The organism is Microbacterium sp. VKM Ac-2923, assembly GCF_022815605.1.
Classification (GTDB): domain Bacteria; phylum Actinomycetota; class Actinomycetes; order Actinomycetales; family Microbacteriaceae; genus Microbacterium.
In genome coordinates, this window is record NZ_JALGRP010000004.1 from 97,746 (window position 1) to 122,237 (window position 24,492).

The 24,492-nt window shown below is 69.3% G+C and carries 22 protein-coding genes and 1 tRNA gene; 7 read left to right on the plus strand and 16 right to left on the minus strand.

What is annotated here, in order from left to right:
• Positions 1 to 73: 73 nt before the first annotated feature.
• From MT347_RS08280 to MT347_RS08300, 5 genes are all read right to left on the minus strand, one after another.
• On the minus strand, positions 74 to 4,732 hold the full coding sequence (locus MT347_RS08280) for an ExeM/NucH family extracellular endonuclease (RefSeq protein WP_243499993.1): 4,659 nt from the start codon (positions 4,730 to 4,732) through the stop codon (positions 74 to 76).
• 269 nt (positions 4,733 to 5,001) lie between these two features.
• Positions 5,002 to 5,388 carry a 50S ribosomal protein L7/L12 gene (gene rplL, locus MT347_RS08285; protein WP_058232706.1) on the minus strand — a complete coding sequence of 129 codons (387 nt, stop codon included), beginning with the start codon at positions 5,386 to 5,388 and terminating at the stop codon, positions 5,002 to 5,004.
• A gap of 38 nt (positions 5,389 to 5,426) precedes the next feature.
• Complete coding sequence (rplJ, locus tag MT347_RS08290) at positions 5,427 to 5,942, minus strand: 50S ribosomal protein L10 (protein ID WP_243499995.1); 516 nt, start codon at positions 5,940 to 5,942, stop codon at positions 5,427 to 5,429.
• Positions 5,943 to 6,353: 411 nt separating this feature from the next.
• Positions 6,354 to 7,205 (minus strand): hypothetical protein, encoded by an 852-nt coding sequence (locus MT347_RS08295; protein ID WP_243499997.1) that lies wholly within the window; start codon positions 7,203 to 7,205, stop codon positions 6,354 to 6,356.
• Positions 7,206 to 7,686: 481 nt separating this feature from the next.
• Positions 7,687 to 7,971, minus strand: a complete 285-nt coding sequence (locus MT347_RS08300; RefSeq protein WP_243499999.1) for a hypothetical protein — start codon at positions 7,969 to 7,971, stop codon at positions 7,687 to 7,689.
• A 103-nt stretch (positions 7,972 to 8,074) separates the two neighbouring features.
• Here MT347_RS08300 and MT347_RS08305 point away from each other — a divergent pair, with 103 nt between their 5' ends.
• From MT347_RS08305 to MT347_RS08320, 4 genes are all read left to right on the plus strand, one after another.
• Complete coding sequence (locus MT347_RS08305) at positions 8,075 to 8,755, plus strand: YqaJ viral recombinase family protein (protein ID WP_243500001.1); 681 nt, start codon at positions 8,075 to 8,077, stop codon at positions 8,753 to 8,755.
• Between the two features lie 96 nt (positions 8,756 to 8,851).
• A complete protein-coding gene (locus MT347_RS08310) occupies positions 8,852 to 10,546 on the plus strand; it encodes an MDR family MFS transporter (RefSeq protein ID WP_243500003.1) in 1,695 nt (564 codons plus the stop codon).
• Entirely contained in the window at positions 10,539 to 11,012 is a 474-nt protein-coding gene (locus MT347_RS08315) for a MarR family winged helix-turn-helix transcriptional regulator (RefSeq protein ID WP_243500005.1), read from the plus strand. The genes MT347_RS08310 and MT347_RS08315 overlap by 8 nt, the downstream gene beginning before the upstream one ends.
• Positions 11,013 to 11,368: 356 nt before the next feature.
• Positions 11,369 to 12,388, plus strand: coding sequence for an NADP-dependent oxidoreductase (locus tag MT347_RS08320; protein ID WP_243500006.1), 1,020 nt, complete (start codon positions 11,369 to 11,371; stop codon positions 12,386 to 12,388).
• A gap of 1 nt (position 12,389) precedes the next feature.
• Here MT347_RS08320 and MT347_RS08325 read toward each other — a convergent pair whose 3' ends face one another.
• Positions 12,390 to 13,334 carry a LysR family transcriptional regulator ArgP gene (locus MT347_RS08325; RefSeq protein WP_243500008.1) on the minus strand — a complete coding sequence of 315 codons (945 nt, stop codon included), beginning with the start codon at positions 13,332 to 13,334 and terminating at the stop codon, positions 12,390 to 12,392.
• Positions 13,335 to 13,403: 69 nt separating this feature from the next.
• Between MT347_RS08325 and MT347_RS08330 the strand changes: the two genes are divergently transcribed.
• On the plus strand, positions 13,404 to 14,051 hold the full coding sequence (locus MT347_RS08330; RefSeq protein ID WP_243500480.1) for a LysE/ArgO family amino acid transporter: 648 nt from the start codon (positions 13,404 to 13,406) through the stop codon (positions 14,049 to 14,051).
• Positions 14,052 to 14,378: 327 nt separating this feature from the next.
• The gene (locus MT347_RS08335) at positions 14,379 to 14,654 is read left to right on the plus strand and encodes an acylphosphatase (protein ID WP_243500010.1); all 276 of its coding nucleotides are present in this window, start codon (positions 14,379 to 14,381) and stop codon (positions 14,652 to 14,654) included.
• A gap of 223 nt (positions 14,655 to 14,877) precedes the next feature.
• Here the strand turns inward: MT347_RS08335 and MT347_RS08340 are convergent, their stop codons facing one another.
• From MT347_RS08340 to rplK, 6 genes are all read right to left on the minus strand, one after another.
• Entirely contained in the window at positions 14,878 to 15,921 is a 1,044-nt protein-coding gene (locus tag MT347_RS08340; protein ID WP_243500012.1) for a nitronate monooxygenase family protein, read from the minus strand.
• Between the two features lie 198 nt (positions 15,922 to 16,119).
• Positions 16,120 to 16,920: an amino acid ABC transporter ATP-binding protein gene (locus MT347_RS08345; protein WP_243500014.1), complete on the minus strand. Its 801-nt coding sequence runs from the start codon at positions 16,918 to 16,920 to the stop codon at positions 16,120 to 16,122.
• Positions 16,907 to 17,572, minus strand: coding sequence for an amino acid ABC transporter permease (locus MT347_RS08350; protein WP_243500016.1), 666 nt, complete (start codon positions 17,570 to 17,572; stop codon positions 16,907 to 16,909). Before MT347_RS08350 ends, MT347_RS08345 begins: the two co-directional genes overlap by 14 nt.
• Positions 17,573 to 17,685: 113 nt before the next feature.
• Positions 17,686 to 18,492, minus strand: coding sequence for an amino acid ABC transporter substrate-binding protein (locus MT347_RS08355; RefSeq protein ID WP_243500482.1), 807 nt, complete (start codon positions 18,490 to 18,492; stop codon positions 17,686 to 17,688).
• Positions 18,493 to 18,702: 210 nt separating this feature from the next.
• The gene (rplA, locus tag MT347_RS08360; protein WP_243500018.1) at positions 18,703 to 19,395 is read right to left on the minus strand and encodes a 50S ribosomal protein L1; all 693 of its coding nucleotides are present in this window, start codon (positions 19,393 to 19,395) and stop codon (positions 18,703 to 18,705) included.
• Positions 19,396 to 19,406: 11 nt separating this feature from the next.
• On the minus strand, positions 19,407 to 19,838 hold the full coding sequence (gene rplK, locus MT347_RS08365; protein WP_013585556.1) for a 50S ribosomal protein L11: 432 nt from the start codon (positions 19,836 to 19,838) through the stop codon (positions 19,407 to 19,409).
• A 425-nt stretch (positions 19,839 to 20,263) separates the two neighbouring features.
• On the opposite strand from rplK, the gene MT347_RS08370 reads away from it, so the two are divergent.
• The gene (locus MT347_RS08370; RefSeq protein WP_243500020.1) at positions 20,264 to 21,124 is read left to right on the plus strand and encodes a hypothetical protein; all 861 of its coding nucleotides are present in this window, start codon (positions 20,264 to 20,266) and stop codon (positions 21,122 to 21,124) included.
• A 185-nt stretch (positions 21,125 to 21,309) separates the two neighbouring features.
• Here the strand turns inward: MT347_RS08370 and nusG are convergent, their stop codons facing one another.
• The 4 genes from nusG to MT347_RS08390 form a co-directional block, all read right to left on the minus strand.
• Positions 21,310 to 22,434: a transcription termination/antitermination protein NusG gene (nusG, locus tag MT347_RS08375; protein WP_243500023.1), complete on the minus strand. Its 1,125-nt coding sequence runs from the start codon at positions 22,432 to 22,434 to the stop codon at positions 21,310 to 21,312.
• 60 nt (positions 22,435 to 22,494) lie between these two features.
• A complete protein-coding gene (gene secE / locus MT347_RS08380; protein WP_243500025.1) occupies positions 22,495 to 22,770 on the minus strand; it encodes a preprotein translocase subunit SecE in 276 nt (91 codons plus the stop codon).
• A gap of 42 nt (positions 22,771 to 22,812) precedes the next feature.
• A tRNA-Trp gene (locus tag MT347_RS08385) sits at positions 22,813 to 22,885 on the minus strand.
• Between the two features lie 228 nt (positions 22,886 to 23,113).
• Positions 23,114 to 24,475, minus strand: a complete 1,362-nt coding sequence (locus MT347_RS08390; RefSeq protein WP_243500027.1) for an NAD-dependent succinate-semialdehyde dehydrogenase — start codon at positions 24,473 to 24,475, stop codon at positions 23,114 to 23,116.
• Positions 24,476 to 24,492: the final 17 nt, after the last annotated feature.

Genomic DNA, 24,492 nt, shown 5'->3' on the forward strand with positions numbered 1-24,492 from the left:
GTCCGGAGTCGCCCGCGCACGTCGGCGAAAGCCCCGGATGACATGGCATCCGGGGCTTTCGTGACGACGAAGGTCAGTCGCTGTGGCGAACCGACCGGCGACGGGCGATGACACCGAGCCCGAGCAGCGCAAGTGCCGCCAGCACACCGGCACCCATCCAGCCCGTGTCGGCACCCGTGGAGGGAAGGGACCCGCCCTGCCCCGAGCCGCCGCCCTGGCCCACGCCGGCACCCTGGCCCGCACCGGAGCCGGAGCCGCCGCCGAGCACGCCGACCTGGATCGGCACAGACACGTCGGTCCCGCTGGGCTGCGCGACCAGGTGCAGCTCGACCACGCCCGAAGCGTCGGCCGGGACGCCGTAGGTGACCGTCGCGGCCCCGTTCATGACGGGGAAGGTCGGCGAGGTCGCGGTGTCGCCGTCCCGATCCAGGGCCAGCGAGGTGTTCGCCGGAGCGCCGAGCGAGGTCAGGTCGAGATTCGAGACGGCGAGCGTCACGTCGCCGCCGGGCACGACCTCGGCCGGGATGCCCGAGACCTGCACCGCACGGGCGGTGAAGTCGGGGGTCAGGCCGGGATTCGCCTCCAGGTAGGCAATCCAGCCGTCGCGATCGATCAGGCCCGAATCGCGGGTGTCCGCGCCCTGGCCGAGCGCCTTGAACGCGTCACCACCCTGCAGCAGGAAGCTGAACGAGCCGACACGGTACTGCGCCGCCGGGTCGACGGCCACCCCGTCGATCCAGATACCGGTGATGCGCTGACCCGGACCCCGCGCCACGTCGTAGGTGACGCGGACGTTGTCGGAGACACCGAGCGCCAGATCACGGTCGCGGCCGGCGGTGTTGCCCCACTGCTGCTCGAGCGCGAGTCGCAGCTGCTCGCCGGTCAGCGTCGTGGTCCAGAGGTTGTTCACGAACGGCAGCACGGCATTGGCCTCGGCCAACGTGATGATCCCGTCGCCGCCGTAGAGCAGCTCTGCGCGCAGACCACCCGGGTTGACCAAGGCGATCTCGGCCCCGCCGCGCGTCGGATCCGCGAGGGTGTCGCGCAGGGCGTCGGCGACCAGGCCACCGAGCGCGGACTGCTTCGAGCGGTCGTCGCGCTGGCCGCCGGTGTAGACGCCGTCGACGTACGAACCGCCGCGGAATGCGGTGGTGATGTCGGCCGTGACCGATCCGACCGGCTGGGCGCCGACTCGGTCGGCCTCGGTACGGGCGAGCTTCACGATCCGGTCGACCTCTTCCACGCGCGGATAGGTGGCGATCAGCTCGGCGTCCAGGGCGGCGCTGTTCGCAGCGGTCTGCGCGGGGTCGTTCGGCACGGTCGCCGCGGCGAGACGGGGCACATTGCGCGCGGAGTAGTCGACGACCTCGCCGTTCTCCTGATCGACGGTCAGCACGATCTCCCCGATGTTCTCGCCGTAGCTTCCGGTCTGCACGATCGGGCGTGTCCCCTCACCGCCCGGGATCGGGGCGTTCCACGCGTACTTCTGGTGGGTGTGACCGGTGAAGATCGCGTCGACCGCGGCATCCGTCTCGTTCACGATCTTCGCGAAGGCGCCGCCCGCGGCCACCGCCGCCTCGATGGTCTCGCCCGTCGAATCGCCCTCGGCGGCGCCCTCGTGGTACTCGGCGACGATGACGTCGACCTGGTCCTCGATCTCGGCGACCACGCGGTTCACCTCGGCGACGGGCTCCCGGAACTCGATCCCCTCGATGCCGCCGGGCGAGACGAGCTGGGCCGTCTCCTGCGTGACGGCGCCGATGACGCCCACGCGGAGTCCGTCGACCTCGAAGATCGCGTACTCGTCGAGGAGCGGCTGCCCGTCCTTATAGACGTTCGCCGCGAGGTAGGGGAAGTCCGCGGCGTCGGTCACGCGTCCGGTGAGGTCCGCGGCGCCCTTGTCGAACTCGTGGTTCCCCGTGGCGGATGCCGCGAGCTCGAGCGCGTTCAGCACCTCGATGGTCGGCTCGTCGTCGAAGTACGCCGAGGCGAAGAGCGAGGCGCCGATGTTGTCTCCGTTGGAGAGGAAGAGCGTGTTGTCCTCACCGGCCTCCGCCCGCAACCTCTCGATCGTGCCGGCGAACTTCACCGTGTTGGCGTCGATCCGACCGTGGAAGTCGTTGATGCCGAGCAGGGTGATGTCGGTGGTCTCGGGCCCGAGATCCAAGCCCACGATCACCGGGTCGTGGTCGCTGGACCGGTAGGGCGTGGTGTCGTAGAAGTTCAGCACGTTGTAGTTGAAGCGGCTGTACTCCAGCGCGAGCGCCTCAACCGCGTTGATGTTCCAGATGTCGGTGCCGGTGACCAGCTCGCGCGCCGACGGCGAGGCCAGCACGTGGTCGAGCGAGCCCGACTGCCCGCTGAAGGAGTACGAGTACTTCCCCGTGCCCGCCTCGAGCGGCTCGAAGCCGTACTCGCGGAGCTTCTGGATCGGGTCCTCCTGCGTGTAGGCGTTGAAGTCTCCGAGCAGGAAGACATCGTCCGTGCCGACCTCAGCCGAGCGGGTCTTCGCGAACGCGCCGAGAGCCTCCGCCTGACGCACGCGGTCACCGTTGAAGGCTCCCTGGATGCCGTTGGCGTTGTCACCGGTGGCCGCGGGACGACTGTCGCCCTTGGACTTGAAGTGGTTCACGATCGCGAGGATCTTGGCATCCGGAGAGGAGACGGGGGCGAAGGCCTGCGCGAGCGGCTGTCGCGCGTTGCGGAACGCCGGGTCGTCGAGGATGACGCTGTCGCCGGACGGCGCAACGACGGCCTTCTTGTAGATGAAGGCGGTGCGGATCACGTCTTCGGATGCCGGGAGCACCGCCGGCGAGGGCACGAAGGTCCACTCCGGTGAGCCGAGCGCGGCGTTCAGGGCATCGACCAGGGTCGACAGCGCGGCATCCCGGTTCTTGCCGAAGACGGCCGAGTTCTCGATCTCCTCGAGTGAGACCACATCGGCACCGAGGCCGTTGACGGCGGCGACGATCTTCGCCTGCTGGCGCTGGAGGTTGGCGTCGTTCGCCGCTCCACGGGGACCGGGGGAAGGACACGTGTCAGCCGTGACGGGGTTGCCCTCTCGGTCCTTGTAGGTCGAGGTGCACCCGACGCTCTCGGCCGTCGTCGTGAAGTAGTTGAGCACGTTGAAGCTCGAGATCTTCACGTTGCCGCCGACGGCCTCGGGGGCCGCGGTGCGATCGTTCTCGAACGTCGCCGGCTGCACGGAAGCCTTGTTGTCGACGGTCAGCTGTCCGGTCGGCTGGAACTTCCATGCGTTGTTGCGGAAGTCCAGGATGACGGGACGGGTGAACTCCACGGCGGCCCCGACGCGCACCGGTTCGGTGAGCGAGACGTACGGCAGCGGGATGCCCTTGTTGGCGTCGTTCAGGAAGTTGATCGAGGCACCGTCGTCGAGCACGACCGCGCGCGCCTTGTTGTCGGCGACGGCCGCGACGTACTCCGGGCTGTCGGGGCGCGCCACGTCGGTGGGGGTGCGCAGCGGCGTCTCGCCGGCGGCGAGGCCGACCTCGGCGTACTGATTGGTCGAGTAGGTGTTGGTGACGGTGAAGTCGCCCTGCGGCGCGAGAAGCATGCCCTCGAAGCGTTCGCGCTCCTCATCGGTCTTCGGCCACGTGATCGCCGCGGGCTGCACGGCGGCGGCCTGCTCCGTGAGGATGCGGACGGAGGCTGAGTCGGCGGTGATCTGCGTCTGCCCGGAGAACTCGCCCGCGGTGCCCGTGACCTCGACGTGCTGGCCGATCGACACCTGCTTCGCGGCGTCGGAGCCGTAGACGAAGATGGCGTCGGACGCGGTCTGGGTGGCAGGGTCCAGCGAACCGCCCGTGCCGGGGGTCTGGACGAAGAACCCGTTGTATCCGCCCGTCGGGTAGGCGGCGGTGACGATACCGCGCGTGGTGACGGTGGCGCCGGCGAGCGGCGTCGTCGCTCCGGTGCCCTGGATGTCGCGGATCGGCGTGACCGTGCCGGGGGTGACGGTCGCGGTGGGTGTCGGCGTCGGCGTGGCGGTCGGCGTCGCTGTGGGGGTGGCCGTGGCGGTCGGCGCGGGCGTCGGCGTGACCGCGCCGCCCGAGCCCTGGGGCGTCACGGTGGTGGTGTTGGTGAAGTCGAGGGAGTTGTCGTTCGTGTCGACGAAGCCCGTGCGCACGAGCGCGTTCGCCGTACCGTTGGGGCCGTCGACGGACGCCGCCGTGGTCTCGAAGCTCGCCGCGCCGCCGTACCCGAGGAAGTCGACGACGCGACTGTCGGCGACGGAGCCCGCGGGCACCGCGAGCGACTCCGCGACATTGGCGAGGAACAGCTGGCCGGTGGTGCCCGAGGGGTTGAGGCCCCCGCTCGTGATGTCGGCGGCGGGCAAGTCGGCGCCGACGCTGCCGTCACCGTTGCCCGGCAGTCCGATGAGGTAGTACCCGCCGGGGGCGATCGACCCGGTCAACAGCTGCGTGTTCGCACCGGTCGGGGCCGCCACGCTGCTCGCTGAGCGGTATTGCAGCGACCACCCGCTGAGGTCCTGAGCGGTGTCGCCGGCGTTGTACAGCTCGACGAACTTCTTGTTGAAGAAGGCTCCGTTGCTCCCACCCTTCAGGTAGGCCTCGTTGATCACCACCCGGGGGCCGTCGGCGGCGAAGGCCGGAAGCGGGACGAGTGCGGAACCGAGCAGAGCGACGCCGAGGGCGGCGCTCAGCGCGGTCGTGAAGCGGCGCGCGGGTACGCGCGAGGCAGCGTTGGGCATGAGTCTCCAGGTACCGACGCGCGAACGATCGACGTCGGATGGGGGGATCGACGGGGGTTCCCCACGACCGTAAGCGATGGCATACGGTTTTCCCAGACTTATACATTTCGATCTGGTGAACATCGGTCCCTCACGCGGTGAAACCGGGTCTCACACGGCGCGGAGCGTCCGGAGCCCGCCGGCATCCCGGGCCGCAAACGACGAAGACCCGGATGCCAGTGGCATCCGGGTCTTCGTGTATCGCGTTACCGCGACCGCGTGAAGCGTGATTACTTCAGGGTCACCGTGGCGCCGGCAGCCTCGAGGGCCTCCTTGGCCTTGTCGGCGGTCTCCTTGTTCGCGCCCTCGAGCACGGCCTTGGGAGCACCATCGACGACGGCCTTGGCCTCGCCGAGGCCGAGCGAGGTGAGCTCGCGGACGACCTTGATGACCTGGATCTTCTTGTCACCGGCGGCCTCGAGGACGACGTCGAACGAGTCCTTCTCCTCGACCTCTTCGGCGGGGGCAGCGCCACCGGCGGCGGGGCCGGCGACGGCCACGGGGGCGGCAGCGGTGACGTCGAAGGTCTCCTCGAACGCCTTGACGAACTCGGACAGCTCGATGAGCGTGAGCTCCTTGAACGCGTCGAGCAGCTCTTCGGTGCTGAGCTTAGCCATGTTGTATCTCCTTGATCGGGTTAATCAGCCGGGCCGGGTCAGGCCGCGGTGTCCTGCTTCTCGCGCAGCGCGTCGACCGTGCGAACGGCCTTCGACGGAAGCGCCTGGAAGACGTATGCCGCCTTGGTCATCGTCGCCTTCATCGCACCGGCGAGCTTCGCCAGCAGGACTTCACGGCTTTCGAGATCGGCGAGCTTGTTGACCTCATCCGCGGTCAGAGCGGCGCCATCGAAGTAGCCGCCCTTCACCACGAGCTGAGGGTTAGCCTTGGCGAAGGCACGCAGGCTCTTCGCGACGGCGACGGGGTCGCCGTGCACGAACGCGATGGCAGACGGGCCCTTGAGCTCGTCGTCCAGTCCCGTGACCCCCGCGTTGGACGCGGCGATCTTGGTCAGCGTGTTCTTCACCACGGCGTAATCCGCGTCCTGACGGATATCGTTGCGCAGCTGCTTGAGCTGGGCAACCGTCAGACCGCGGTACTCGGTCAGCAGAACGGCGGTCGAGTTCTCGAAGTTCTTCGTGAGCTCGGCGACCGATGCATCCTTCTGCGCCATGGCCACTCCTTGTGTGTACGAGGCGCTCCGCGATGGCGGGGCGCCGGCCGAAGACACCGGGTCTGGGCAAAAAGAAGAGCTCCGGCGCAGGCGCACGGAGCTCGGATTCCCTCTCGGGAGGAGTTCAAGTGACCTGCGTAGGTTCTCTGCTTCTCAGCAGACGCTTCGACCGGAGTGCGAGCACTCCGATAACCGACGGTCTTTGGCTTGGGTTCTACTGTACCCGACCCTCCCGCCCGCCACCAAACTGGGCGCCGCCCCACCCTGCCTCCCCGCCCGCGCCGCGGTGCGCAAGCGCCGAGGACGCAGTGCTTCGTCGACGCCGCATCGGATTGATGCTGAACGGATGCGTCCTCGGCGAACGAGTACGTCCTCGCCGGTCATCGCGGCGAAGGAGTACGTCCTCGCCGGTCATCGCGGCGGCCTCACTCCGAACGCCGCTAGGCGGGCGGCGAGCGCCTCCGGCGAGGCGATGTCGGCGAAGCCACCGCGGCACAATCGCCATTGCGTGACACCGCGGATCCAGTCTTCACGTCTCTTCTCGTCCAGGACGACGTCTTCGACGGAACGACCCCCGCGTAGGGAGGGTTCCCGGTACTTCACCTCGCCGTCGAACTCCCAGAACGTTCGCACGTCGCGCAACGCGATGTCGACGAAGTAGGCGGACCCCCGCGGACCCTCCACCGCCACCTGCAGATCGATATCGCGGAAACCGAGCCGGTGCAATTGGAGCCGACTCACGCTCTCGCCCGGCAACTCCGCCCTTCCATCGGCGAACTCGACGACCCAGCCAGCCTCGCGCACCCCGCGTCGCCCCCGTGCGCGCGCGACGCGCTCGCGCATGGCGTCACGCCAGAGAGTCTGCGCGTCGGAGTCGAACCGCCGACCGTGCACAGCGACGCGACGAAGAGCCCCATCGGCGCAGCTCAGCGCCATCTCCCGTTCCTCGGTGCACGCGATGTCGAAGACCGTCCGTCCGAGCGAGGTGCAGCGGATCCCGTCAACGGTGACGACATCCTCCGGGCCCAGGGCGCCTGTGTGCCGGCGGAGCCCGCGTCCACTCGGAGGATGCGCGGAGCGCGGAACCGTCGCGTGCACAGGCCCGCCGCGGAATCGGTAGAGCGGCAGAGCGTAAAGAACGGCCGCCGAGAGGTGGGAGACCACCCCGCCGGCGTCGCGCGCCCTGTCGACGGCGGCGAGGATCGCGAAGCGGTGGCGGTCGGCTGGCCGCGCCGATACCCATTCATCGCGGGCGATGTACACCCCGGGCTGGATTCGGAACCATGCGCCGCCGGCGCCGGACCTCCTGAGTTCCGCTTCCGAGACACCGCGCTCGCGCAGTTCCGATCGGGAGAACAGCGACCGCCGAGCGCGTTCGATCGATGATCCCGCCTGCATGCGTCCACCCTGCCGACTCCAGCATCCCGGCGTCGCTCCCTCTCCACAGGCGCGCGCAGGGGAGGAAGCCCACCGACCCTCACGAGGACGCGCTCGATTGACGAAGACGCACCGCACGGGCGGCAATCACGTACGTTCTCGGCCATCCCATGCGTCCTCAGCGAACCGCCACCAGCCGCGCCGCGCCGACGCCGCGGGCATCCCGGCCGGCAAGCCAGGCCCCGCCGCGTCAGGACACGCGAGACTCGGGCAACAAGGCCCGCGTCATCCGCACGATGCGTGACGGGGTGCGGGCGCCGAGCCAGACGGTGCACACCGGGTCGTCGCCGCAGGCCCACTCGGCGCATCAGGCGTGGATCGCCTGCGCGAGACGCTCGCCGCGGGGCCGCAGGCCGCCGTCGAGCGACCGGTCGAGCCAGCTCACCCGGCCTTCGCGCGCGTCGATGACGCCGACCTGATCCGACCCGCACACCTCGACCAGCACGGTCACGTGCGCGGCGGGCGACAGGGCGGCGGCGATGCGCCGCATCTCGGGAAGGTTCCGCGCGTCGCCGCCGAGCAGCACCGCCCCCTCGAGATCGCACCAGCGGCCCCCGTCGGGTCGACGCAGCGAAGCGGCATCCGAAGTCATGCCCAACAACTTAGGTCACCCTTACTTTCAGGACAAGACCCCGGATGCCGACGCGCCGGGATTCGCCTCCGATCCTCGATCGAGCGGGGTTAGGGTCGAACGCATGTCCCCCGAGCTCGTCGCCTCCCGCAGCGCCGACCTCGATGCACGCATCGTCGCCGATTCGCGCGATCGCGTGGCGTGGATCCGCGCGCGATCACGAGGCATCACCGCCACCGACGTCGCCACCCTCACCAGCGCGAATGCGATCACTCGGGCAGCGGATGCCAAGCTCATGGGCTCGAACTTCTCGGGCAACGCCTTCACCGCGCACGGCCGTCGGCGCGAGCCCGAGATCGCGGCGTGGGTCGCCGCGACGCACGGCATCCGGCCTTCGTCCGCTCTGTACCACGCGGTCGTCGAGAGGCGTCACCTCGCGACCCCCGACGGTGTCGTCGTCGACGGCGAGGGCCGCATCGTGCTCGCCGAGATCAAGACCACGAACAAGGCGTGGCGTTCGATCCCCCGCACCTACATGCGGCAGATCTGGTGGCAGCAGCACGTGCTCGGCGCCGAGCGCACCCTGGTCGCGTGGGAGCAGCACGACGGCTTCGTCCCTCTCCATGACGAGCCTCGATGCCAGTGGATCGACCGCGACGAGCGCGAGATCGCAAAGCTGGTGAGCCTGGCCACGTCTCTCATCGACGAGCTCTACCGCCGCACGATGCAGGCACGTCAACCGCGCCCCGAGCCGGTGCGCCCCGAGCCCACCGAGAGGTACCGCGCCCTCGCGCTCCTCGATTAATAGTTGACGCAAGTCAAGCATCAGGCGTATCGTTGACATCAGTCAACTAATCGCGCCATCGTCGTCGCGGCATCCGTCCCCCACGTGGAGCTCCGCATGACAACTCTTCCCCCCGAGACCGCCGCGCCGCGGCGCGTGCTCCCGGCCCTCATCGGGCTGCTGCTCGGCACCTTCGTGTCGATGCTCGCCTCGACCGTCGTCTCGACATCGCTACCGGTCATCGTGCATGACCTGTCGGGCGACCAGAACGCCTACACCTGGGTCATCACCGCGACCCTGCTCACCACCGCGATCTCGACCCCGATCTGGGGCAAGCTCGCCGACCTGTTCAACCGCAAAGTGCTCATCCAGGTCGCGATCGCCATCTTCGTGCTCGCCACCGCCGCCGCCGGGTTCTCGCAGAACACCGAGATGCTCATCGCCTTCCGCGCGGTGCAGGGTCTGGGTGCCGGCGGTCTCGCCGCGCTCAGCCAGGTGATCATGGCCGACATCATCAGCCCGCGCGAGCGTGGCCGGTACATGGGCCTGTTCGGCGCCGTCATGGCCGTCGCGACCGTCGGCGGACCTCTGCTCGGCGGCGTCATCACCGACGCCTTCGGCTGGCGCTGGAACTTCTTCGTCGCCCTTCCCTTCGCCGTCGCCGCGCTCCTCATCCAGCAGCGCACGCTGCACCTCCCGGCCCGCGCGAAGCGGAAGGTGAAGATCGACTACGTCGGCATCGTCCTGCTGTCGACTGCGGTCTCGCTGCTGCTCATCTGGGTGACGAACGCCGGCACCTCCTACGAGTGGGCCAGTGTCGAAACGGTGCTCATGGTCGGCGGAGCCGTCCTCGCCGCCGTGCTCTTCGTCGTCGTCGAGCTGCGCTCCTCGGAGCCGCTCGTGCCCCTCACGCTGTTCCGCGACGCCACCTTCACCCTCGCTACGATCGCCTCCATCGCAACGGGCCTGGCGATGTTCGGCACCTCGGTGTTCCTCAGCCAGTACATGCAGATGGCTCGCGGCGCCACGCCCACCGAGGCCGGTGTCATGACCATTCCCATGATCGGCGGGCTCCTGGTGTCCTCGATCGTGGTGGGTGCGCTCATCTCGCGCTTCGGCAACTGGAAGCCGTTCCTCATCGCGGGTGGCGCGCTGCTCATCGCGGGCTCGTTCCTGCTGTCGACCATCCACTACGACACGAACTTCGCGCTCGTCTCGCTCTACATGGCGCTGCTCGGCGCGGGCGTCGGCATGACGATGCAGAATCTCGTCCTGATCGTGCAGAACACCGCCGACCCCGAGCAGATGGGGGCGGCGAGTTCGGGAGTGACGTTCTTCCGCAGCCTGGGCGGCACGATCGGCGTCTCCGTCATGGGAGCGGCGCTCGCCAGCATGGCGACGAGCCTGTTCGCCGATCGCGCAGCCGACCTGCAGGCGGCGATCAGGGGACTCGGCGCAGACGGCGCCGCGGTGGCCGCGTCGCTGCAGTCGGGCACGATCCCGCAGGTCTCGGCCCTTCCCGAGACCGTCCGGGTCATCGTCGAGGACGTCTACGCCCAGGCCATCGCGCACTCGTTCCTCATCGCGGTGCCCGTGGCTGTGATCAGCCTCATCGCCATCCTGTTCCTGCCGAACCGTCCGCTGACCCGCATGACCACGGCCGAGCGGGTGGCGGCGAGCGAGGCCGATCTCGCCACCGTCTCCGTCCCCGAGGCCATGGCCACCCTCTCCGCCACCGGTTCCGTGCGGACAGTGGATGCCGTCGGCTCGCGTCACGCGCGCCGCGACGCCGAGATGGGAGAGGATGGCTGACGTGATGAGCGACGTGACCGATGACCGCCGGGTGGCCGTACAGGCCCTGGAATCGTCGTTCTCGGAGCTCATGACCGTCTTCCGCCGCTTCGTGTCCGAGGCGGCGGAACGCGTGAGCCCCGGAATGCTCCCGGCCACCTTCAAAGCGCTCTCGGTGGTGAGTCGTTTCGGCCCCCTGACACTCTCGGCCCTGGCCGAGCGCCTCGCGGCCGACAAGGGCTTCCTCAGCCGGTCCATCACCGAACTCGAGGAACTGGGGCTCGTCACCCGCACGCCCGATCCGAACGACGGACGCTCACGCCTCATCGCGGTCACCGACGTGGGTCATCAGCGTCTCGCCGACGCTCGCGCTCCGCACGAGAGCCGCCTTTTCGAGGCCATCGCCGACTGGTCGATCGACGACATCCGGCACCTCTCGACGCTGTTGCACGCGTTGGCGGTGGGCGAAGTCCCCGTCCGGGACTGACGCGCCGACCGCCACCCCAGGTCCCTGAGCCTGTCGAAGGGACCGGCACCCACCCGCCTCGCCCCAGGTCCCTGAGCTTGTCGAAGGAACCGGCACCCACCCGCCTCGCCCCAGGTCCCTGAGCTTGTCGAAGGGACCGGCACCCACGCCACGCCCAGAGGCTTCGACGGGCGCAGCCTCCTCCCGCCAGAGCCGCCCTCGGCGTGCCCTCGCGGTCTCGGCGCGTGCGCGACAGCGAGGGGTGCGTCGCGACACGGTGACGGCGGCGAAACACCGTCGAGACAATGAGGCGCTTGACTGGGATGGTTCCGGCGAGGCCGCCGCGACTGCGACTATCCCGCGAGAGAGAGCGCCCGATGAGATTCCGATCGACGCGTCCCGAGACCGCCCTGCACCCCGCCCCCGCGGTGCCCGAGACGATGCGTTCGGTGGTCTACGACGCGCCCGGCTACGCCGAGGTGCTGCGCGTCACCGAGACGGCCGTGCCGACCCCGGTGCTGAGCGAGGTGCTGGTGCGGGTGGTGGCCGCGGGCGTCAACCCCATCGACGCCAAGACGCGCGCCGGCCGCGGGATGTCGGCATCCGTCGACTCGTGGCCCGCGGTGCCCGGGTTCGACGTCAGCGGTGTCGTCGTTCGCGCCCCGTTCGACGCGCACCCCTTCCCCGTGGGCACGGAGGTGTACGGCATGGCTGCTTTCCCGCGCACCGCGGGAACCTACGCCGAGTACGTCGTCGTACCGACCCTCTCGCTCGCCCGCAAGCCGGTTTCCCTGTCGCACGTGGAGGCGGCGGGCGTGCCCCTGGCGGCCCTCACCGCGTGGGGACTCGTGGTCGAGACGGCACTCGCCCATCAAGGCCAGCGCGTCCTCATCCACGCGGGCGGCGGTGGGGTGGGACACTTCGCCGTGCAGTTCGCCGCGTATTTCGGGGCGCACGTCATCGCGACGGGGTCGCCTCAGAACCTCGAGTGGCTGCGTGAGCTCGGCGCCGCTGAGGTGGTCGACTACACCTCGACGCGCTTCGAGGACGTCCTGGCCGACGTCGACGTCGTCATCGACCTGATCGGCAACGTGTCCGACGACACGGGCACACGCTCGCTCGACGTGCTGCGCCCGGGCGGGCTGCTGATCGAGGTGCCGACCGGTGCGTGGCCCGGTTTCCGCGAGGCGGCCGCCGCCCGCGGCATCCGCTCCACCGACTACAAGACCATCCCCGACGGCGGTGCGCTGGCGACCATCGCACGTCTGCTCGATTCCGGTGCCGTACGGGTCTACATCGATCGGGTATTCGACCTCGCCGACGCAGCCTCCGCGCACTCGGAGCTCGAGCGCGGCCACACGCGCGGGAAGATCGTGCTGCGCGTCAGCGACGACTGACTCACCGCGCGAGCACGCGGCGCCCCTCGTCGACGATCTCGTCGGCGATCTCGTCGAGCAGCGGCGAGGTGAGGTTCCACTGCTGCCAGAACAGCGGGACGTCCACGGGATCGTCGCCCAGGCGCACGAGCGCGCCCGTCGCGAGACCCGCCGCGGACTGGAATCCCGGGAGCAGCCCCCACCCGAGTCCCAGCTCGATGGCGGTGGCGAAGTCCTGGGATGCCGGCACCCGGTGTCGCGGTGGCGCCGCCGCCGCCACTCCGCGGCGCGCGAGCCAACGGGTCTGGAGGTCGTCGCGGCGGTCGAAGTCGACGACCGGCGCCACGGCGAGCGCGTCGGCGTCGACGAGCACGGCGGCGTCGACGTCGGGGGCTGCGTCGGCGCCGGCGTCGGCGTCTGCGTCGGCGCTGGAAGTGAACCAGCGCGCGGCGAAACCGGCCGTGGCCACCGCCTCATACCGCAGCACGCCCAGTCGTCGTACCCGGCACCCGGCGACCGGAGTCTCCCTCGAGGTGACGGCGGCCATGACCGTGCCCGACTCCAGCAGGCCCGCCGTGAAATCCTGGTCGTCCCGGTGCAGATCGAACACGACCGCCCGACGGGCGGCGACGCGGGCCAGCGGCGGCAGGAACCAGGTGGCGAGCGAGTCGGCGTTGACGGCGAGGGGGACGGATGCCACTGACCCGCCCTCGGCGCCCATCGCGGCCAGCGCGTCGTGCTCGAGCAGGGCGAGCTGGCGCGCGAGGCGCACGACCGCGTCCCCGGCCTCGGTCGTCCGGACCGGTTTCGAGCGCACGAGCACGACCCGCCCGAGCTGATCCTCGAGGGCGCGGATGCGCTGACTCACGGCGGAGGGCGTGATGTGCAGGCGGCGAGCCGCGGCATCCAGAGTGCCCTCCTCCACCACCGTCGCGAGAGTCCGGGCGAGATCGAAGGAGACGGACATGAAGCAATGCTAATGGTCGTGCAGAATGATGAGCTGGTCTTCCTGGCGACGCCTCTCTACCGTCGAACCGTGCTCACTCCCCTGCTCGCCGGTCTCGGCCTCGGTTTCTCCCTCATCGTCGCCATCGGCGCGCAGAACCTCTTCGTGTTGCGCCAGGGCATCCGTCGCGAGCACCTGGTCGTCGTCGTCGCGGTGTGTGCGATCTCCGACGCCGTCCTGATCCTGCTGGGCGTCTCGGGGATCGGTCTGGTGCTGCAGGCGGTTCCCTGGCTGATCGTCGTCGTGCGCTGGGCGGGAGCGGCGTTCCTCGTCGGCTACGGTCTGTTGGCGGCGCGTCGGGCCCTGCGGCCGAGCGGTGAGACCCTGAACGTGCACTCATCCGCGCCCCCTGTTCCGGATGCCGGGGGCACGGTCATGCGCACGCGCACGACCCTGACCGCCACGGTGCTGACCTGCCTCGCCCTCACGTGGCTGAACCCGCACGTGTACCTCGACACCGTGTTCCTGTTGGGTTCGATCGCCTCGACGCACGGCGAGGGACGTTGGGCGTTCGCGATCGGCGCCTGTGTCGCGAGCCTCGTGTGGTTCTCGGCGCTGGGCTTCGGGGCGCGGTTCCTCGGCCGGTGGCTCGACACTCCGCGCGCCTGGCGCATCCTCGACGCGGTCATCGCCGTGGTGATGTTCGCGATCGCGCTGTCGCTCGTGCTGCCTCACTGACCCGCACGTCCTCCCGGCGTCAACACCGGCCCGTCAGGTTCGACGCGCGTTTCGGCCCTCCAAGGTCGGGGCTGGGTCCGCGGTTCGGGGCGGAATCCGTGGTTCGGAGCAGCATCCACGATTCGGGGCAGCATCCACGATTCGGGGCAGCATTCACGATTCGGGGCAGCATCCGCGGCTCGGGGCAGCATCCACGATTCGGGGCAGCATCCACGATTCGGGGCGGAATCCGCGGTTCGGGGCGGGATCGGCCCGCCCCAGAACGCGGAACGCGCCCCGAGCCCCGATGACCACTCCCCACGACCGCGCCTCCGCGAGAATGAACCCATGCGAGCAGTGACGATCACGGTGCACGGGCGGGTTCAGGGCGTCGGCTTCCGCTACGCGCTGCAGGCTGCGGCCGAGCGCGCGGGCGCTCGAGGCTGGGTGCGCAACCGTCGAGATGGAACGGTCGAAGCCCTTGTCGCGGGAGACGCGGGAACCGTCGACGCTGTGACCGCGTGGGCGCACACAGGGCCACCGTCGGCCGGCGTCGACCGCGTCGACGTGGTCGAGAGCACGGAAGCGCCTCCCGAGGGTTTCGAGATCCGCGCCACGGCTTGAGGAGGCGCAGCGGTTCAAGGGCCCGACTCCCCGGGCCGCCGGGCCGATGCGACCCCGAGACGCAGGTCGGCGCCGATCGCCCGACGCCACCGCCGGAGCCCCGACCGCCGATAGCTCCGCGCCGAACGCCGGACACGGCCTCGGACCTCACGCCCGCAGCGCCGCACCGAACGCCTGATGACACCGCCGCGACCCGACAGCCGCAGTTGGACCGCCGAACGGCTCAGCCGGGCAGCCCCGCGCGCAACTCCTCGAGCACCTTCCGCGCGTCGTCGAGACGCGCGAGTCCGGCGGCCTGACCCGCCCAGAGCGACACGAGGTCGGCGTCGCCCGACGCGGCCGCTGCGGCGCGGAAGACCCCCGTGAGCCAGTTCTGCGCCGGGAACGGCGCGATCACGCCAGACGCCTCGAGCTCGCGCATGGCGCGGTTCGGGATGCCACGGGCCAACCGTCCGCTCATCGCCCGCGTCAGCACCGTGTCGGTGTCGGCGGCTGCGGCGATCGCGCTGCGGTGACCCGGGGTCGCGGCGGACTGTCGAGTGCGCAGAAACGCCGTTCCGACCTGCACGCCCGCGGCCCCCAGCGCGAATGCCGCCGCGACGCCGCGCCGGTCGGCGATGCCGCCGGCGGCGATGACGGGGATGTCCACGGCATCCACCACCTGGGGGACCAGCGCGAACGTGCCGACGAGCGACTGCGCCGGTTCGCGCAGGAAGGACACCCGGTGCCCCCCGGCTTCCGACCCGGTCGCGACGACAGCGTCGACACCCGCGGCCTCGAGCGCCACCGCCTCCGCGACCGACGTGGCGGTGCCGATCACACGGATGCCGAGCCCCTTCGCCCGCTCGAGGGTGCCGGCATCCGGGATGCCGAAGACGACGCTCAGCGCGTCGGGGCGCGCGTCGAAGACCGCGTCGAGCTGGTCGGCGAGCGGGGGCATGAACGATGCCGGGGGCTCCGGCGGAGCGATCCCGGCGGCGGCGAAGAGCGGGTCGGCGGCACGGAGGAAGGGCGCGACGTCGATCTCGCCCGGCACGACCTCGTCACCACGCGGGAGCCACAGATTCACGGCGATGCGCCCGGGCGTCGCCGCACGCAGAGCCGTGACCGTGTCGTGGATCCGGTCGGGCGTGTATCCGTAGAAGCCGAACGAGCCGAGGCCCCCACCGTCGCTCACGGCCGCGGTCAACGCGACCGACGAGAGCCCGCCGAAGGGTCCGAGGACGATGGGCGTATCGATACCGAGGAGGCGTTCGAGGCGTCGCATGCTCCGACGCTACTGCGCCTCGCCGCCCGCGCGAGGGGCAGTCGCCCGCGTCACGCGCTGTCGTTCGCGTTACTCGCTTTCGCCCGCGTCACTCTCTGTCGTTCGCGTTGAGCGCGTCGTTCGCACCACGAGCCGTCGGTCTATCCGGCGCAGTCCGCATACGCGCCACCATCCGACGCGGGCTCGAGGCCGTCCGCGTCACTCGCCGTCGTCCGACGTAGGGTCGGGGCCGTCGAGCGGCCGCAGGAGTCGGTTCAGGAACCGCCGCGTGCGCTCCTTCTCGGGGTGGCGGAGCAGTTCCGACGGCGCGCCGCGCTCGACGATGACGCCCTCGTCGAAGAACAGCACCTCGTCGGCGACCTCACGGGCGAAGCCCAGTTCGTGCGTGACGATGACCATCGTCCACCCCTCCGTCGCGAGTTCGCGCAGCACCATCAGCACCTCGCCGACGAGTTCGGGGTCCAGGGCGCTGGTGGGCTCGTCGAAGAGAAGAAGGTGCGGCTTCAGGGCCAGCGCACGGACGATCCCCACACGCTGCTGCTGTCCGCCCGACAGCTCCGACGGGTACGCATCACGCTTCTCCGCCAGGCCCACCCGGGCGAGCAGCGCCTCGGCCTGCGCGACGGCCTCGGCCTTCGGAACACCGTGCGCCTGGACGGGTCCCTCGATGACGTTCTGGATCACCGTCAGGTGCGGGAACAGGTTGTGGTGCTGGAACACCATGGCCGAACGGTCGCGCAGCGCCGTCCGGTCGGCTTTCGTCACCTTCATCGAGAAATCGACCGTCGGTCCGTCCTCGAACGCCACGACTCCGGCATCCGGAGTCTCCAGACCGTTCAGGCAGCGCAGCACCGTGGTCTTGCCCGACCCGGAGGGGCCGATCAGCACCAGCACGTCGCCGCGGCGCACCTCGAGGTCGACACCGGCGAGCACACGGTTCGTGCCGAAGCTCTTCTCGAGCCCCGTGACCTGCAGGAGCGGCTTCTCAGTGGGCGACATGTCGATCCAACCTCTTCTCGAGGGCGTTCTGCCCGAACGACAGCACGAGGCAGAACAGCCAGTAGATGAGCGCCGCCTCCAGGTAGACGGCCATGAACTCGTACGAGAAGGCCGCGATGTTCTGGGCCTGGCGGAACAACTCCGACACCAGGATGAGGGATGCCAGGGAGCTGTCCTTCACGAGCGAGATGAACGTGTTCGACAGCGGAGGCACCGACACGCGCGCCGCCTGCGGGAGGATGATGCGCGTCAGCGTCTTCGCCGGCGAGAGGCCCACGGTGTGCGCCGCCTCCCACTGCCCGCGCGGAACCGACAGGATGGCGGCGCGGATGACCTCGGCCGCGTATCCGCCGACGTTGAGCGAGAAGGCGATCACCGCCGCCGGGAACGGCTCGATGGTGAGCCCCACGGCGGGGAGGCCGTAGAAGATCACGAACAGCTGCACCAGCAGCGGGGTACCGCGGATGATCGAGATGTAGAACCGGGCGATCCCCGACAGCACCATGTTCGGCGATAGGCGGAGCAAGGCCGCGAACAACGCGATCACGAGACCGATCGCGAATGACGCCAACGACAGGGGGATGGTGCCCCGCAAGCCCGCCAGCACCATGGGCCAGAACGAGTCGAGCAACAGCGGCCAGATGTCGTTCATGGGCCTCCTTCTTCACGCGGACGCACCGCCCGGATCCTGCACGCGGGAGCGGACCGACCGCCCCCACGCTAGGGGTGGGAGGTGGTCGGTCCGCGGGGCTTTACAGCCGACTCTTACTGGGTGACGTCGGCGCCGAAGTACTTCTGGCTGATCTCCGCGAGCGTGCCGTCGGCACGCAGCTCGTCGAGGGCACCGTCGACGGCCTCGGCGAGAGCGTCCTGACCCTTCTTGAACGCGAACGCGCTCTCGGAGGTGTCCTCGGTCTCGGCGGCGATCTTGAGACCGGTGGGGCTGTTCGTCTTCTCGTAGTCGAGGAAGGTCAGCTCGTCGTTGACCGTGGCATCCACCCGGCCCTGCGTGAGCAGCGCGACAGCCTGCGCCCAGCCCTCGACCGCTTCGACCTGGGCGCCGCTCTCGGTCGCCAGCTCATACCAATTGCTCGTCAGCGACTGTGCGGTCGTCTTGCCCGACAGGTCGGCGAAGCTCGAGATCGAGGTGTCACCCTCGGTGGTGACGACGACGCCGCGCGACACGGTGTACGGGGTGCTGAAGGTGTACTTCTGCTCGCGCTCGGGGTTGATCGACACCTGGTTGGCGATGACGTCGAAGCGTCCGGCGTCGAGGCCCGCGAAGATGGCATCCCACTGGGTCTCCTGGAATTTCACCTCGAGACCGAGCTTCTCGCCCACGGCCTGGGCGATCTCGACGTCGAAGCCGGTCAGGTCTCCCGCGCCCTCGTGGAACGAGAACGGGCGGTAGGTGCCCTCAGTGGCGACGGTGAGGGTGCCGTCCGAGACGAGGCCGTATTCCGACCCCGCTCCCGGGGAGGCCTCGGAGGTCGCTCCGCCGCTGCAGGCGGTCAGCGCGAGGGCGCTCAGGCCCAGGGTGGCGGCGAGGACGGTCAAACGGCGACGGGGCATAGCTGTTCCAGACATGTGTGGGGAGGGTGGAGACGGTTGCCGAGGGCAACTGGAAGGCACGCGGTGCAGGCGTACCCTCCAGCAGAACACGCGGGGACGCTCGCGTCTTCCCGCATGACGTCGTATTGCACGATCGTGCAGGCCGACCGCGCCCGGAAACGCAAGGACCCCGCCGGCGCGGGGCACGGCGGGGTCCTCGGGTGACGAATGTCAGGCGATGACGTTGACGTCCAGCGGGATGCCGGGACCGAAGGTGGTCGAGACGGCGCCCTTCTGGATGTAACGGCCCTTCGAGCTCGACGGCTTGAGGCGGACGATCTCCTCGAGCGCTGCGGCGAGGTTCTCGTCGAGCTGCTCAGCAGTGAACGACGCCTTGCCGACGACGAAGTGCACGTTGGCGTGCTTGTCGACGCGGAACTCGATCTTTCCGCCCTTGATCTCCTCGACGGCCTTGGCCGGGTTGGGGGTCACGGTGCCGGTCTTGGGGTTCGGCATGAGGCCGCGGGGTCCGAGGACCTTACCGAGGCGACCGACCTGACCCATGAGCTCGGGGGTGGCGACGGCGGCGTCGAACGACGTGTAACCGGCGGCGACCTTCTCGATGAGCTCGGTGCCACCGACCTCATCGGCGCCGGCGGCCAGGGCCGCCTCGGCCGCGGGGCCGTTGGCGAAGACGATGACGCGCGCGGTCTTACCCGTGCCGTGGGGCAGGATGACCGTGCCGCGGACCATCTGGTCGGCCTTGCGGGGGTCGACCGAGAGCTTCAGCGCGACCTCGACGGTCGAGTCGAACTTCTTCGAGCCGGTCTCCTTCGCGAGGGCGACGGCCTCGGTCGGGGTGTAGAACGTGTCGGCCGCGATCTTGTCAGCTGCGGCGCGGAATGCCTTGGACTTGGTAGCCATTGTTATCTCCCTCAGTCCTCGACCGTGATGCCCATGGAACGGGCGGTGCCGGCGATGATCTTCGAGGCGGCCTCGATGTCGTTCGCGTTCAGGTCGGGCTGCTTGGTGGTGGCGATCTCGCGGACCTGGTCCTTGGTGAGCTTGCCCACCTTGACCGTGTGGGGCGTGGACGAGCCCTTGGCGAGGCCGGCTGCCTTCTTGATGAGCTCCGCGGCGGGCGGGGTCTTCAGGATGAAGGTGAAGCTGCGGTCTTCGTAGACCGTGATCTCGACGGGGATGACGTTGCCGCGCTGGGCTTCGGTCGCCGCATTGTAGGCCTTGCAGAACTCCATGATGTTGACGCCGTGCTGACCGAGCGCCGGACCGATCGGCGGCGCGGGGTTGGCCGCGCCCGCCTTGATCTGGAGCTTGATCAGGCCGGTCACCTTTTTCTTGGGTGCCATATCCTTTTCCTCTCTCGAGCGGGCGCCTCGCGGCTCCCTCTCTCCCGCACGCCCGGCGGTTCCGGGCAGCGGTCGTCACGCGCTGACGCACGCAACCTCCCCATCATACGCGACGCCGCGCTCTCCGGCATCCACCGTCCGTGCCACTCCTACCGCACCGCCACCTCTCTGCCTCTCCGCCATCTCGGCGTCACGTCATCTCCGCGATAAACGCTGGTTCTCTCGAGACATGCTGAGGCGCGGTGCGTCTCGAGAGGAACGGCGTTTATCGCGGAGAGTGCGGGGCGTTATCCACAAACGGTCACGGCGACGGGAGGCGCTTTGACACCCTCTGGGGATGACCCCCGCTAGTCTCGCCTCCCACGTCGCTGATCGCCGCCGCGAACACCGCAGCCCTTGGTACGCATCCATCGACGGACGCCACCTTGCATCGCGTACGCCCCGGCGTCTACGCCCCGCGGCGGGCATGGAACGACCTGCCCTCATGGAGCCGCTACCTACTGCGCGTTTACGCGCTGCATCTCGTCCGACCCGATGGCGTGTTCTCGCACGAGTCCGCGGCGGCGCTGATGGGGCTGCCGCTCTTCGGTCATCCGCGGCACCTTCACCTGTTCGACGCGCGACGGAACAGATCGCTGTCCTACGGCGACGTTCGCGTGCACACCAGCGCCGACGACCGGCGGAGTCGCGCTGTCGACGGCATCCACCTGACATCGGTCGCCGACACCGTGATCGACCTCGCCCGAGCCCTGCCGCCTGCGTTCGGCCTAGCCGTGGCCGACGCAGCCATGCGCACGCACGGTGTCACCGAGCCCGAGCTGCGAGCCATCCTCGATCGCCGGCGCGACGGACGGGGTCGAAAGCGCGTGACGTGGATCCTCGAACGCGCGTCACCGGCCGCCGAATCGGTCGGCGAATCGCTGAGCCGCGCCGTCATCGAGTGGTGCGGGTTCCCCTCGCCCGTGCTCCAGCAAGAGCACCGGGTCGAGGGGCGGCTGTACCGCTCGGACTTCTGCTGGCCACGCGAGCGCATAGTCGGCGAATCCGACGGTTGGCGCAAGTATGACGAGATCGACCCGACGGGATCGCGGAACGCCGTTCGCGAGGAGAAACGTCGAGAGGACGCGCTTCGACGCGCCGGGTGGCGGGTGGCTCGGTGGGATTATTCAGCGACTCTCGGGGTGAACGGACTCCGAGATGCGCTGCGACTGGCGGGCCTGTCCCCGCTGCGTGCATGCGACGCCGCAAATCTGCACACCCTGGCGCGAAACCCCCGCTCCGACTGACGGGGGCTGCTTCCGCCCTGAACGCATCGATAAACGGTGATCCTCGTCGAACACGGCGCAACGCAGCGTGTTTCGGCAGGAATAGCGTTTATCGGAGAGCGCGGACGCCGACGCGGGAAGGGCGGAAACGGCGAACGCCCCGCCTGCCGGAGCAGAGCGGGGCGTCCGCGAGACGCGCGAGGGCGTCAGACCATCTTGGTGACCTGGTCGAACGACAGCTCGACCGGGGTCTCGCGCTCGAAGAGCGACACGAGCACGGTGAGCTTGCCGCTCTCGGGCTTGATCTCGCTGATCGTGCCGGGAAGTCCCGCGAACGAGCCTTCCTTGATCGTGATCGTCTCGCCGGTCTCGAAGTCGACCTCGGCGGGGATGACGCGCTGAGCGGTCGCGGCACCCTTGGCGGCACCGGCCTTGGTCGGAGCGGACTCCTTGATCTCGACCAGGCTCTTCAGCATGTTGAAGGCCTCGTCGAACCGCAGCGGCGTGGGGTTGTGGGCGTTGCCCACGAAGCCGGTGACACCGGGGGTGTGGCGCACGACGGACCAGGTGTCCTCGTTGAGGTCCATGCGCACCAGCACGTAGCCGGGGATGCGCACGCGGTTGACCATCTTGCGCTGGCCGTTCTTGATCTCGACGACGTCCTCCATGGGGACCTCGACCTGGTAGATGTCGTCCTCGACCTCGAGCGTCGACTTGCGCTGCTCGATGTTGGCCTTCACCTTGCGCTCGAAACCGGCGTAGGAGTGGATGACGTACCACTTGCCCGGGAGCGAGCGCAGCTCTGTGCGGTACGCCTCGTACGGGTCGGCGTCCTCGTCCTCGTCGTCGGGGTCGAGGTCGGTGGGCGCATCGGCGGGTGATTCGTCGGCCTCGACCTCGTCGACGACGCTCGCAGCCGCGGAGACCTCGTCGACGAAATCCTCGTCGAGCACGGGCGCGTCGGGTTCGCCGTTGATGTCGGGACCGTCGTAGGGGGTGACCTCGTCGGCAGCCTCGGCGGCCTCTTCGGCCTGCTCCTCGGCGAGGGCGTCGGTCAGCACGTCGGCGGCGGCCTCGGCCTCGCTGGTCTCGTCGATCTCGAGAGCGTCGTTCACGATCGCGTCCGCCTCCGGGTCGGTGATGTCGATGTCGCCGAGGTCGGCGTCGTCGAGGTCGGCTTCGTCATCGACGATGTGGACTGCGGCGTGCTCGGCGGAGTCGGAGGCGCGCTCCTGAGACTCGAGCACGTTGCCCTCCTGGGCCTCGTCGTCCTCGCTGGACTGCTCCGCTGCCGTCGCCCAATCGGCGTCGTCGACATATCTTTCAGACACTGTGATCTCTTCCGTTCAGAGGCGGCCGCTCTTGGCGCCGCACGTCCGCACGAACGCCGGTCAGGCGCCGGCGGTACCGGGGACGCCGAAGACGGCGGTGGTGATCCACACGAACAGCACGTCGAGGCCGTAGACGATCGCCATCATGACGACGACGAAACCGAGGACAACGGCGGTGAACTTCAGCAGTTCCTGCCGGGTCGGGGTGACGACCTTGCGGAGTTCTGCGAAGACCTGGCGGATGAAGAGGGCGATCCGTGCGAAGAAGTTGGGCTTCTTCTCACGGGCGGCGCCGCGCTCGGCGACGATCTCGCCCTTCGCCTCGTCCTGCGTCATCGAACCACCTTGGTCTGTGTCTGTGCCAGCGTGCGCTGTGCGCAGGGCGGACAGGAATCGAACCTGCAACCTGCGGTTTTGGAGACCGCTGCTCTGCCAATTGAGCTACCGCCCTAAGATCCCGCGGGATCCAGGATGTGAAATCAGCGCACTCTCGCGTGGAATCTCTCAGGGGAGGATGCCGCGTACCCGAGGGCACAGCGAAAGAATGCAGATTTCGACTGCACTATCCAGTCTATGTCATCGACCTCGGCCTGGCGAACCGAGGCCGGTATCGAGGGCCCGGAACCGGACCGCGGGTGTCCCCCGGCCCGGCGGACCGGGTCGAGGGACGAGACGACGATCAGACGGTGCGGATGAGCTTCTTGTTCACGAATTCATCGGCCGCGAGCAGCCCCATCTCACGCGAGGTGCCGCTGCGCTTGACCCCGCCGAACGGCAGCTCGGGCGAGTCGGCGAGCACGACGTTGACGTAGACCATGCCGGCCTCGATCCTGTCGGCGATGCGCTGAGCCTGCTCGGCATCCGTCGTGAAGACGTAGGAGCCCAGACCGTAGCCGGTGTCATTGGCGAGCTCGACGGCCTCGTCCTCGTTCGCGACGCGGTAGACGGTGCCGACGGGGCCGAAGAACTCCTCGCCGTACGCGTCCATCTCGCGCGTGACGCCCGTCAGCACGGTACCGGGGTAGAACGCCCCGTCGCGTGTGCCGCCGACCTCGACGGTCGCGCCCTGAGCGATGGCGCGCTGCACCTGCTCATCGAGACGCTCCGCGGCGGCGAGCGACGACAGGGGGCCGAGCACCGTATCGTCGGCGAACGGGTCGCCGACCCTGGCCTCACCGAGAGCGGCCGAGAACTTCGCCACGAAGGCGTCGTACAGGTCGTCGATCACGATGAAGCGCTTCGCGGCGTTGCACGACTGGCCGTTGTTGTCGAGGCGGGCGTCGACGGCGGCCTGCACGGCGGCATCCAGGTCATCCGTCGACAGCAGGATGAACGGGTCGGAACCCCCGAGTTCGAGCGCGACCTTCTTGAGGTTGCGTCCTGCGATCTCGGCGACCGCGGCGCCCGCGCGCTCCGACCCCGTCACCGACACGCCCTGCACGCGCCGGTCGGCGATGATCGTCGCCGCCTGGTCGTTCGTGGCGCGGATGTTGACGTAGGCCCCCTCGGGCAGCCCTGCGTCGCGGTAGATCGCCTGCAGCGCCTCGGCGGACTCGGGGCACTGGGGTGCGTGCTTGAGCAGGATCGTGTTGCCGACCGCGAGGTTCGGGGCGGCGAAGCGGGCGACCTGGTAGTAGGGGAAGTTCCACGGCATGATGCCCAGCAGGACGCCCAGCGGGGATCGGCGGATGACCGCGGAGCCCTCCCCCAGGATGTCGAGGGGGGTGTCGCCGGTGATCTTGTCGATGTTGTCGGCGTAGTACTCGGTGATGTCGGCGGCGAAATCGACCTCACCGAGCGCCGCCTCCAGCGGCTTGCCCATCTCACGCACGATGATCGCGGCGAGGTCGTCGCGTCGCTCGCGGTGGAGTTCGGCCACGCGCCGCAGCGCCTCGGCCCGCTGCGCCGGAGCGGTCCGAGACCACGCGCGGTATCCATCGTGGGCGGATGCCAGGGCGTCCTCGACTCCGGCGTCAGTCAAGGTGTCGTATTCGGCGAGGGTCTCCCCCGTGGCGGGATTGACGACGGCGTAGTCGCTCATGGTGCTCCTTGTCGTTT

Bases quoted from the DNA above. Each gene is read 5' to 3' on its own strand.
- MT347_RS08280 (WP_243499993.1), bottom strand. From the start codon at position 4,732: ATGCCCAACGCTGCCTCGCGCGTACCCGCGCGCCGCTTCACGACCGCG.
- rplL (WP_058232706.1), bottom strand. From the start codon at position 5,388: ATGGCTAAGCTCAGCACCGAAGAGCTGCTCGACGCGTTCAAGGAGCTC.
- rplJ (WP_243499995.1), bottom strand. From the start codon at position 5,942: ATGGCGCAGAAGGATGCATCGGTCGCCGAGCTCACGAAGAACTTCGAG.
- MT347_RS08300 (WP_243499999.1), bottom strand. From the start codon at position 7,971: ATGACTTCGGATGCCGCTTCGCTGCGTCGACCCGACGGGGGCCGCTGG.
- MT347_RS08305 (WP_243500001.1), top strand. From the start codon at position 8,075: ATGTCCCCCGAGCTCGTCGCCTCCCGCAGCGCCGACCTCGATGCACGC.
- MT347_RS08310 (WP_243500003.1), top strand. From the start codon at position 8,852: ATGACAACTCTTCCCCCCGAGACCGCCGCGCCGCGGCGCGTGCTCCCG.
- MT347_RS08315 (WP_243500005.1), top strand. From the start codon at position 10,539: ATGGCTGACGTGATGAGCGACGTGACCGATGACCGCCGGGTGGCCGTA.
- MT347_RS08320 (WP_243500006.1), top strand. From the start codon at position 11,369: ATGAGATTCCGATCGACGCGTCCCGAGACCGCCCTGCACCCCGCCCCC.
- MT347_RS08325 (WP_243500008.1), bottom strand. From the start codon at position 13,334: ATGTCCGTCTCCTTCGATCTCGCCCGGACTCTCGCGACGGTGGTGGAG.
- MT347_RS08335 (WP_243500010.1), top strand. From the start codon at position 14,379: ATGCGAGCAGTGACGATCACGGTGCACGGGCGGGTTCAGGGCGTCGGC.
- MT347_RS08340 (WP_243500012.1), bottom strand. From the start codon at position 15,921: ATGCGACGCCTCGAACGCCTCCTCGGTATCGATACGCCCATCGTCCTC.
- MT347_RS08345 (WP_243500014.1), bottom strand. From the start codon at position 16,920: ATGTCGCCCACTGAGAAGCCGCTCCTGCAGGTCACGGGGCTCGAGAAG.
- MT347_RS08350 (WP_243500016.1), bottom strand. From the start codon at position 17,572: ATGAACGACATCTGGCCGCTGTTGCTCGACTCGTTCTGGCCCATGGTG.
- MT347_RS08355 (WP_243500482.1), bottom strand. From the start codon at position 18,492: ATGCCCCGTCGCCGTTTGACCGTCCTCGCCGCCACCCTGGGCCTGAGC.
- rplA (WP_243500018.1), bottom strand. From the start codon at position 19,395: ATGGCTACCAAGTCCAAGGCATTCCGCGCCGCAGCTGACAAGATCGCG.
- rplK (WP_013585556.1), bottom strand. From the start codon at position 19,838: ATGGCACCCAAGAAAAAGGTGACCGGCCTGATCAAGCTCCAGATCAAG.
- secE (WP_243500025.1), bottom strand. From the start codon at position 22,770: ATGACGCAGGACGAGGCGAAGGGCGAGATCGTCGCCGAGCGCGGCGCC.
- MT347_RS08390 (WP_243500027.1), bottom strand. From the start codon at position 24,475: ATGAGCGACTACGCCGTCGTCAATCCCGCCACGGGGGAGACCCTCGCC.